The sequence below is a fragment of the Streptomyces sp. NPDC004126 genome (genome assembly GCF_050275515.1).
Lineage (GTDB): Bacteria > Actinomycetota > Actinomycetes > Streptomycetales > Streptomycetaceae > Streptomyces.
This window is the reverse complement of the sequence record NZ_JBNNPF010000035.1, coordinates 77,837-86,201: the sequence shown is the minus strand read 5'-3', so window position 1 is coordinate 86,201 and position 8,365 is coordinate 77,837. Positions and strand designations below refer to the sequence as shown.

The 8,365-nt window shown below is 74.9% G+C and carries 8 protein-coding genes; 6 read left to right on the top strand and 2 right to left on the bottom strand.

Annotated features, from left to right (window positions below):
• Together ACQKM2_RS28375 and ACQKM2_RS28370 are read left to right on the top strand one after the other, a co-directional pair.
• Positions 1–95: adenosylhomocysteinase (locus tag ACQKM2_RS28375; protein ID WP_366834197.1), on the top strand; the 95-nt coding region annotated here is incomplete at its 5' end.
• A 14-nt stretch (positions 96–109) separates the two neighbouring features.
• A complete protein-coding gene (locus tag ACQKM2_RS28370; RefSeq protein WP_427714676.1) occupies positions 110–787 on the top strand; it encodes a maleylpyruvate isomerase family mycothiol-dependent enzyme in 678 nt (225 codons plus the stop codon).
• 91 nt (positions 788–878) lie between these two features.
• Here the strand turns inward: ACQKM2_RS28370 and ACQKM2_RS28365 are convergent, their stop codons facing one another.
• On the bottom strand, positions 879–1,622 hold the full coding sequence (locus ACQKM2_RS28365) for a PIG-L deacetylase family protein (protein WP_427714667.1): 744 nt from the start codon (positions 1,620–1,622) through the stop codon (positions 879–881).
• Positions 1,623–1,683: 61 nt separating this feature from the next.
• Here ACQKM2_RS28365 and ACQKM2_RS28360 point away from each other — a divergent pair, with 61 nt between their 5' ends.
• The 4 genes from ACQKM2_RS28360 (at position 1,684) to ACQKM2_RS28345 (ending at position 7,166) form a co-directional block, all read left to right on the top strand.
• Positions 1,684–3,567: an asparagine synthetase B family protein gene (locus ACQKM2_RS28360; protein WP_427714665.1), complete on the top strand. Its 1,884-nt coding sequence runs from the start codon at positions 1,684–1,686 to the stop codon at positions 3,565–3,567.
• A 208-nt stretch (positions 3,568–3,775) separates the two neighbouring features.
• A complete protein-coding gene (locus ACQKM2_RS28355; RefSeq protein WP_427714663.1) occupies positions 3,776–5,350 on the top strand; it encodes a class I tRNA ligase family protein in 1,575 nt (524 codons plus the stop codon).
• 173 nt (positions 5,351–5,523) lie between these two features.
• Entirely contained in the window at positions 5,524–6,870 is a 1,347-nt protein-coding gene (gene mshA, locus ACQKM2_RS28350) for a D-inositol-3-phosphate glycosyltransferase (RefSeq protein ID WP_427714661.1), read from the top strand.
• Positions 6,871–7,040: 170 nt separating this feature from the next.
• Positions 7,041–7,166, top strand: a complete 126-nt coding sequence (locus tag ACQKM2_RS28345; protein ID WP_427714660.1) for a hypothetical protein — start codon at positions 7,041–7,043, stop codon at positions 7,164–7,166.
• 90 nt (positions 7,167–7,256) lie between these two features.
• Here ACQKM2_RS28345 and ACQKM2_RS28340 read toward each other — a convergent pair whose 3' ends face one another.
• Positions 7,257–8,309 carry a LuxR C-terminal-related transcriptional regulator gene (locus tag ACQKM2_RS28340; RefSeq protein WP_427714659.1) on the bottom strand — a complete coding sequence of 351 codons (1,053 nt, stop codon included), beginning with the start codon at positions 8,307–8,309 and terminating at the stop codon, positions 7,257–7,259.
• Between the last annotated feature and the right edge of the window lie 56 nt (positions 8,310–8,365).

The window sequence follows — 8,365 nt, the reverse complement described above, 5'->3', positions numbered from 1 at the left end:
TCGGCGTCAAGCTCACCACCCTGCGCCCCGAGCAGGCCTCGTACATCGGCGTCGAGGTCGAGGGCCCGTACAAGCCCGACCACTACCGCTACTGACGGCCGTGGCCATCATGGAAGCGGCCGTGGAAGCCGACGCCGAGGTGCGCGACCCCTGGCTCCCCGACCGGCTGCTGCGCACCGAACGGGACGCGCTGCTGCCGCTGTTGCGGCGTACGCCGGAGGCGGCGTACGGGCTGCGCACCGCCTGCCCGGGGTGGACCGTGCGGGACGTCCTCGCGCACTGCGGGGCCGCCCTGGTCCGCATCGTGGAGGGCCGGCTGGAGGAGGGCGTGTTCCTGCCCGCCGCCAACGCGGCCGACGTGGCCGAACGCGTGGACTGGTCCCTCGCGCGGATCGTGGACGAGCTGGAACGCGGTCTCAGCGAGGCCGGGCCGGTCATCGCCGAGGGCGACGGCACGCTCGACGCGGTCGCCCTGGGGGAGTGGATCCACGCGGGCGACGTCCGCGCGGCGTTCGGTGAGCCCGGGGAGTACGCCGGGGACAGCCTGCCACTGGCCCTGCCGCTGCTGCGGATGGTCAGCCGCAAGCGGGAGACGCCCCGGCTGGTCGCCGACATCGGCGGCCCCGGTCGGCCGCTGGTCCTGGGCAACGAGGTGCCCGGCCGGCCCCCGGCCCGCTTCCGGGGGGACGCGGCGACACTGATCCGCCTCTACTCCGGCCGCCCCCTGGTCGCGACCCGCTACGAACTGGCGGGCGCGGACGAGGCGGAACTGCTCGTATACCGGTGACCCCGGACAGCACGACGGCCGGGTCCCGTACGCCCCACGCGGCGAACGCGACCCGGCCCCGGCACGGCCCCCCGGCACGGCCCCCGGCCGGTCAGTCGATCCTGACGACCTGGAAGGCCTCCGCCATCCGGCCCGGAGGCAGCCCCGCCGCCCGGGCGTGCTCGCCCAGCCACTCCCGCAGCAGCCCCGCCAGGTCGTCGAAGTGCGCGGTCTGCGAGGTGTGGATGCGCAGCGCCTCGACCTTCTGGTCGAAGACGGGGGTGACGTCGATGTACTGGTTGGGTGTCGGCCCGGTCATCAGCCACAGCTCCGGCACGATCCACGGCTCCAGGCCCTCCTCCCTGAGGAGTTCGGGGTGCGCGAACGGATTGCGCGCCTCGGGGTAGACGGCCCGCAGGGCGGCGTCGCCCACCGCCCGGTGGTCGGGGTGCAGGTCCGCGATCCGGCCCCAGTTGATCTCCGGGCTCGGGATGACGGCACGCTGCGGCCGGACCTGCCGGATCACCCGGCACAGGTCCCGGCGCAGCTCCACGCTCGCCTCGACGTAGCTGTCGGGGTAGCCGAGGAAGCGGACGTCGTCGACGCCGCTGCGCTTGGCCGAGTGGACCTGTTCGGCCCGGCGCAGGTCCCCCATGGCCTGGCGCGGGAGCTGCTCGTCGTAGCCTCCCGCACCGCCGTCGGTGACGATGCAGTACGTCACCCGGGTGGTGCCCTGCGCGATCCACCGCATGACCGTCCCGCTGACGCAGAACTCGATGTCGTCCGGGTGCGCGGCCACGACCAGCAGGGATTCGGGGGCGCTGCGGTCTATGCGATCGGTCGCGAAGTGTTCCATGTGATCAGCCTGTTGGGCGCGGGCACCGGCCGCAAGGCGGCCCCTTTGGCGTACTCGCGACATGTCGCCTGTACGCCACTCGCAGGTCTCACTGCTCCACATCGTCGAGGGAACCACGCACGCGTGGGAAGCGGAGGCGTCCGGCATGGGCAGGATCTTCGGCTCGCTCGCGGCCGGGACGGCCGCACCCGACCCGGCCGAACTGGCGGCCGTCTCGGCCAGGCAGCGGCACGGCGGCCCCGACGGGCACCAGGTGCTGCGCGGGCCGGGGTGGGCGCTGGGCTGCGACCGGCTCGCGGTGACCGACCCGCGCGGCGGGCGGCAGCCGTACCGGCTGGCCCACCTGCCGGGGGTGGCCGCCGTCCTGGGCGGGGAGATCTACAACCACGCCGAGCTGCGGCGCGAACTCGCCGCCCGCGGCCACCGCTTCCCCGACCTGTGCGACGGCACCCTGCTGCCCGCGCTGTACGCCGAGTACGGGGCGGGGTTCGCGCGCCGCCTCGACGGGATGTTCGCCGTCGCCGTCCTCGACGTCCGCGCGGCCCCCCGGCTGGTCCTCGCGGTGGACCCCCTGGGCGGCCGGCCCCTGCACTACCACCAGGGCGCGGACGGGGCGTTCCGGTTCGCCTCCGAGATCCCGGCGCTGCTGGCGTTCGACGGGGTGCGGGCGGCGCCGCGCGCGGACAGCCTCGACACCGTCCTCGCCCTGCGCACCCCGGTCTCCGCCCGGACCGCCCTGGAGGGCATCAGCGCCCTGCCGCCCGGCGCGACCGCCGTCGTGCACCCGGGCAGGCCGGCGGCGCTGCGGCGCCGGACCCCGGCACCGGAGACCCCCGAGCGGGGCCGCCGGTCCACCGCGGACGTGCTCCGCCGGGAGGTGCGCCGCCTCGCGCGGGCCGACGTACCGGTGTGCGTCCTCACCAGCGGCGGACTCGCCTCGGGCCTGGTCACCGCGCTCGCGGCCGAGTACGCCCGGGAGGCGGGGGCGCCCGCCCCGCACGGCTTCCACCTCGGCCACCGCGGCCGGTGGCCCGACTGCGAGGCCGCGTACGCCCGCGCGGTGGCCCGGCACACCCGTACCGTCCACCACGAAGTCGCCCTGGACCCGGCCGAGCTGGGGTCGCTGCTGACCCTCACCACCCGGCACCTGGGGCAGCCCGACGCCGACCCGGCCGCGCTGAGCACGTACGCCCTCTTCCGGGCCGTGCGGCGGGCCGGGTACAGCGTGGCCCTGACCGGGGACGGCGCCGACGAGCTGTTCGGTGCCGACGCGCGCACGCGGGTGGCGGGCACCGGCCCGTTCGTCGCCGACTGGGCCGCCGCCTACACCGACGGGCTGTCCGCCGCGCCGCGGCTGCTGCGCGAGTACCTGTACACGCCCGACTACCGGGCCTTCATCGCGGAGGAGGGCTCGGCCGCCGACCGCGTCGAGCGGGAGCTGCGCTCCGCCGGCGGTGACCGGCTGGCCGCGGTCACCGCGTTCGAGGGCCGCTGGCGGCTGCCGGCCCGGCACCTGCGCCGGCTCGACCACCTGGGCATGGCCTCGGCCGTCGAGGCGCGTACGCCGTTCTGCCGGCCGCCGGTGACCGCGCACGCCCGGGCCCTGCCGCCGCGCCTGCTCCAGGACCGGCGTGCGCTGGCCGAGGCGGGCCGGGAGCTGCTGCCCAAGGCCGTGCGCGGGCGCCCCCGGCAGCCGTTCGCGCTGCCGGTCACCGCGATGCTCGCCCCCGGCGGGCCGCTGCTGGAGCCCGTACGCGAACTGCTGTCGGCGGAGCGGCTGGCGCGGGCCGGGCAGGTCCGGCCGGACCGGGTGCGGACCCTGCTGGCCCGTCAGCTGGAGCGGCCGTCGGAGCGTGACGCGCTCGCGCTGTGGGCGCTGGCCACGCACGAGCTGTGGACCGAGGTGGTGCGGGGGATGCGCGTACCGGCGGACTGCGCCGCCTGACGGCCGCGCACCGGTCGACCACCGGCCGCGCCCCGGTCGTGCACCGGCCGCGGGGGCGGTCCGCTGGCGTGTCCACGCAACGGCGCGAACGCGCAAGCCGAAACCAGACCGGGCGGTTCGTTCCTCTGTCAGTCTTGGCTGGGCACCCGCTGTTCCTTCCGTTCCGAGCCTCGCTGCGTCCTTCGCACCACAGCGTCAAGGAGGTCCCATGAGCACCCCCGTCTGGATCACCGCGACCCCGCCGGCCACCCACGGCGAACTGCACGTCGGCCATCTCGCAGGACCGTACGTCGCCGCCGACGTACTCGCCCGGTTCCTGCGGGCCGAGGGCGAACCCGTCCGGTTCACCACCGGCACCGCCGACCACGCCAGCTCCGTCCACGTCCGCGCGCTCCGCGCCGGCCGCAAACCGGAGGAGGTCGCCGAGGGGTACCGCGCCTCGATCACGTCGGACTGGCTGCGCTCGGGCGTCGAGTTCGACCACATCGTGCGACCCCGCCAGGACAAGGGCTACCGGGGCCGCCTGACGGAGCTCTTCCGGCAGCTGTACGCGGACGGGGTCATCGCCGCCCGCACCCGCCTGACCCCGTACTGCGAGCCCTGCGGACGCTGGCTCCACGGAGCGCACGTCACCGGCACCTGCCCGCACTGCGCGGCGTCCTGCGAGGGCGGGATGTGCCACGAGTGCGCCCGCCCCAACGACGGCGGCGACCTGCTGGAGCCGCGCTGCGCCCTGTGCGACGCGCCGGCCCTGCCCCGGCGCTGCCGGCGGCTGTACGTCCCGCTGGAGCCGTACCGCGAGGCGCTCGCCGAGTACTGGGCCGGCACCGGGCTGCCGCCGAGGCTGGCCGCGCTGTGCGAGTCGCTCGTCGAGGACGGGCTGCCGGACATCGCGGTGTCCCACCCCGCCGAGTGGGGGCTGCCCGTCCCCGTCGACGGCTTCCCCGAGCACCGGATCGACGGCTGCTTCGAGGCGGCCGCCATGCACCTCTTCGGCCACGGCGACCGGCCGCTGCCCGAACGGGCCGTCCACTTCTGCGGGTTCGGCCACGCCTTCTGCCACGCGGTGCTGCTGCCGGTCCTGTTGTTCGCCCAGGGGCTCAAGCTGCCCCAGCACTTCTGCGTCAACGAGGCGTACGTCATCGAGGACGAGGCGCTCGTGTGGGGCTCCGGCCAGAAGGCCTGGGCCCTGGACCTGATCACCGAGTACGGCTCGGACACCCTGCGCCGGCACGTCCTGCAGGCCCGCCCGCTCGGCCGCCGCACGGCCTTCCACGCCGACCGGCTCGCCGCCGCCCGCCGGGAGCTGGACGAGAGCTGGAACAACTGGCTCGCCCGGCTCTTCGCCGCAGTCCGCGAGGAGTGCGCGGGACGGGCCCCCGAGGCCCTGCCCGGGGGTTCCGGCTGGGAGGTGCTGGAACGCCGGCTGCTGCGCGGGCTGGAGGACCTGCGCGAGGCCTACTCCCCTGACGCGTTCGACCCGCGCAGGGCGGTCGCCCTGCTCGACGAGATGGTGCGCTCCGCGGCCGACTTCGGTCACGTCAACGCGCACGAGGCCCACCGCCCCACCGCCGCCGGCCGCCACCTGCCCGTGCTGGCAGCGCAGTTGGCGGTGGCCCGGGCGCTGGGCGCGTGGGCGCGCCCGGTGATGCCCGAGGGCGCGGACCGGCTGGCCGCCGCCCTCAAGGCGGAACCCGGCGGACCGGTCTCGGCCGCCGCCCTCGTCCCGCCCGCCCCGGGCACCCGCCTGGCCCCGCCGTCGGGACCGGTGTTCGGCTTCTAGCGACACCCCCGGGCACGCGCGCACGCCGCGCACCACGCGCAGCACGCACATGCCGCGCACCACCGCACCAGCGCACCACCGCACGACGACAGAATCCCTTCCTCGCCGCGTGACCGCGCGCCGGTCGCCCGGCGGCGCGGGGCGGGCGCGGCCCCTGCCCGTAGGAGCTCCACGTGTCCCTGCGCGTCGCCATGCTCAGCGTCCACACCTCGCCGCTGCACCAGCCCGGCACCGGGGACGCGGGCGGCATGAACGTCTACATGGTCCAGCTGTCCCGCGCGCTCGCCGAACACGGCGTCGAGGTGGACCTGTTCACGCGCTGCCGGGGCGAGGACCGCCCCTCCCCGGACCTCCTCGGCCCCGGTGTCCGGGTGCACCACCTGGAGGCCGGCCCGCGCGCCGCCCTCGCCAAGGAGGACATGCCCGCCCTGGTCGTCCCGTTCTCGCTGGCGCTGCTCAAGCAGGAGCGGCGCTACGACCTGGTCCACTCGCACTACTGGCTCTCCGGCCAGGCGGGCCGGATCGCCGCCGCCGGCTGGCGGATCCCGCTGGTGCACACCGCGCACACCCTGGCCCGGGTGAAGAACCGGGCCCTCGCCGACGGCGACGCCCCCGAGCCGGAGCTGCGCATCCGCGGCGAGGACCAGGTCGTCGGCTCGGCGGACCGCCTCATCGCCAACACCGCCGACGAGGCTCGGGCGTTGCACGAGCTGTACGCGGCCGAGGAGCGGCGCACGGAGATCGTCCGCCCGGGGGTCGACCTGCGCACCTTCGGGCCCGGACGGGGGCGGGCGGCGGCGCGGGCCGGGCTGGGACTGCCGGCCGACGCGTTCGTCCCCCTGTACGCGGGCCGGATCCAGCCCCTCAAGGGCCCGGACGTGATGGTCCGGGCGGTCGCCGAACTCCTGCGGCAGGCCCCGGGGCTGCGCCGGCGGACCGTCGTCCCGGTGGTGGGCGGCGCCTCGGGGGCCGGCCCGCGCGGCGGGGCCTGGGAACTGGCGCGCGAGCTGGGGGTGTCGGACGTGCTGCGGCACTTCCCGCCGGTACCGCAGGCGGAGCTCGCGCAGTGGTACCGGGCGGCCGACGTGCTGCTGGTGCCCTCGCGCAGCGAGTCCTTCGGGCTGGTCGCGCTGGAGGCCCAGGCCTGCGGGACCCCGGTGCTGGCGTCGGCGGTCGGGGGGCTGCCGACCGCCGTGCGCGACGGGGTGACGGGACTGCTCGTACGCGGCAACGACCCGGTGGAGTACGCCCGGAGGCTGCGCTGGTTCGCCGGGCGGCCGGATCAGGCCGCGGAGATGGGGCGGGCGGCGGTGCGCCACGCACGCGAGATGAGCTGGCGGGCCGCGGCCGCGCGCACCCTGGAGGTCTACCGGGACGTGCTGCGCGAGGAGCGGTGGGGGCCGGAGGTGAGCGAGGCGGTGAGTGAGGCAGGAGCGGCGGCACGCTCCTGCCTCGCCGACGCCTCTCCCCTGGAGGGCCGAGAAGGCCGGAAGGCCACCCTAACAGCTCTTTTGGGCTGACCAAAGATGCGCAGGTGTAACGTCTGCATGAACTCCAGATCCGCCCTAAAGGCGCTACAGGAAAGTGGCCCGGCCGCGGAATCCATATGAGAATGGAGATGTCTTCGACGGAATACCGGCGGCACGGATCCGCGGAGACTGAATCGATATTCAGACTTCCTGGAGGAATCATGTCCGCCGTGCACACCACCGGAATCCGCGCGAACACCCGCCACGCCGGCCCCGCCCGCACGTCCTGTACCGGGGCCGTCGCCGTCGGCGCGATGTCCCGCGCGGACGGCAACGGCTGGGACTGAACGTCCCGCCCCGCTCGGGCGGGAAGAAGCCCCGTGACCGCCTCCCGCGGACACGGGGCTTTTTGTTTTCCCGATGCGTGTCCCGTGAAATCAGTCCAGCCAGCCGAGCCGCTGGGCGCGTACGCCGGCCTCGAAACGGCTCGACGCTCCCATTTCCTGCATCAGCTCGGAAAGCATTCGGCTCACCGTCCGCAGGGACACCCCGAGATTCCGTGCGACCTTTTCGTCCTTCATTCCCGAGGCGAGCATTTTCAGGGCGGCCCGCTGCTGTTCCGACAGGCCGTCGCCGCCGAGTTCCGGCACGGCGTCGTCGCCGTACGGGGTGGCCGCGTGCCAGCAGTGCTCGTACAGCGCGAGGTAGGAGCGGACCAGGGCGGGGCCCCGGGCGAGGATCGCGCCGGCCGCCCGGTCGTCGGGGTGCACGGGCAGTACCGCGAACTGCTGGTCCGCGATGATCATGTTCATCGGGACGGCGGGGGACAGGCGGATCTCCACCCCGGCCTCGACCCGGCGGCGGAGCATCTCCACCGCCTCCGGCGAGGTGGTGATGCGCTGGTGGTAGATGGCGCGGATGCGCACCCCGTTGTCGATCTGGCGGCGGTCGCGGCTGAGCACCCGGTCGGCGACCTCCCTGACCAGCGCCGTCACGTGCATGGACGTCAGGTCGTGCCGGATGACGTCGGTGATGTCCTCCAGCACCTGCTGGATGCGGCCGTAGTCGTCGAGGATCTCGACCTCGACGTCGGAGGCGTTCAGCGACCCGGGCCGCAGAAACCTTCCGACCAGGTTCTCCAGCGCGCTGTACGCCCGGTCCGACTCGTCCAGGTGCTCGCGCAGCCGCTCGCGTTCGCGCTGGAGCATCCGCAGCAGGGCGATCTCGGGGTCGATCACGGTGACCGCGTCCGGCCCGGGCTCCCAGGCGCCGGACTGGAGGTCGGCGCGGGTGGCGTGGGTGGTGCCGGTCGGGACGATCAGGCCGAGGGAGGTCAGCTCGGCGCGCCACTTCTCGTACTCCTCGGGCGCGATCCCGAGCTCCCGGAAGACCTCGTTCAGGTCGGACACCCCGCGCAGGCGCAGCTCCTGATAGAAGGCCAGCACCCTGTCGGCGGACTGGATGCCGTCCCTGCCGTCGCCCGTTGCCATCGCGAAGCGACCCCCTCATCTTACGAATCGACAGTCACACTTTGGCACATACCTAT

Bases quoted from the DNA above. Each gene is read 5' to 3' on its own strand.
- ACQKM2_RS28345 (WP_427714660.1), top strand. From the start codon at position 7,041: ATGTCCGCCGTGCACACCACCGGAATCCGCGCGAACACCCGCCACGCC.
- ACQKM2_RS28365 (WP_427714667.1), bottom strand. From the start codon at position 1,622: ATGGAACACTTCGCGACCGATCGCATAGACCGCAGCGCCCCCGAATCC.
- ACQKM2_RS28340 (WP_427714659.1), bottom strand. From the start codon at position 8,309: ATGGCAACGGGCGACGGCAGGGACGGCATCCAGTCCGCCGACAGGGTG.
- ACQKM2_RS28355 (WP_427714663.1), top strand. From the start codon at position 3,776: ATGAGCACCCCCGTCTGGATCACCGCGACCCCGCCGGCCACCCACGGC.
- ACQKM2_RS28370 (WP_427714676.1), top strand. From the start codon at position 110: ATGGAAGCGGCCGTGGAAGCCGACGCCGAGGTGCGCGACCCCTGGCTC.
- ACQKM2_RS28360 (WP_427714665.1), top strand. From the start codon at position 1,684: ATGTCGCCTGTACGCCACTCGCAGGTCTCACTGCTCCACATCGTCGAG.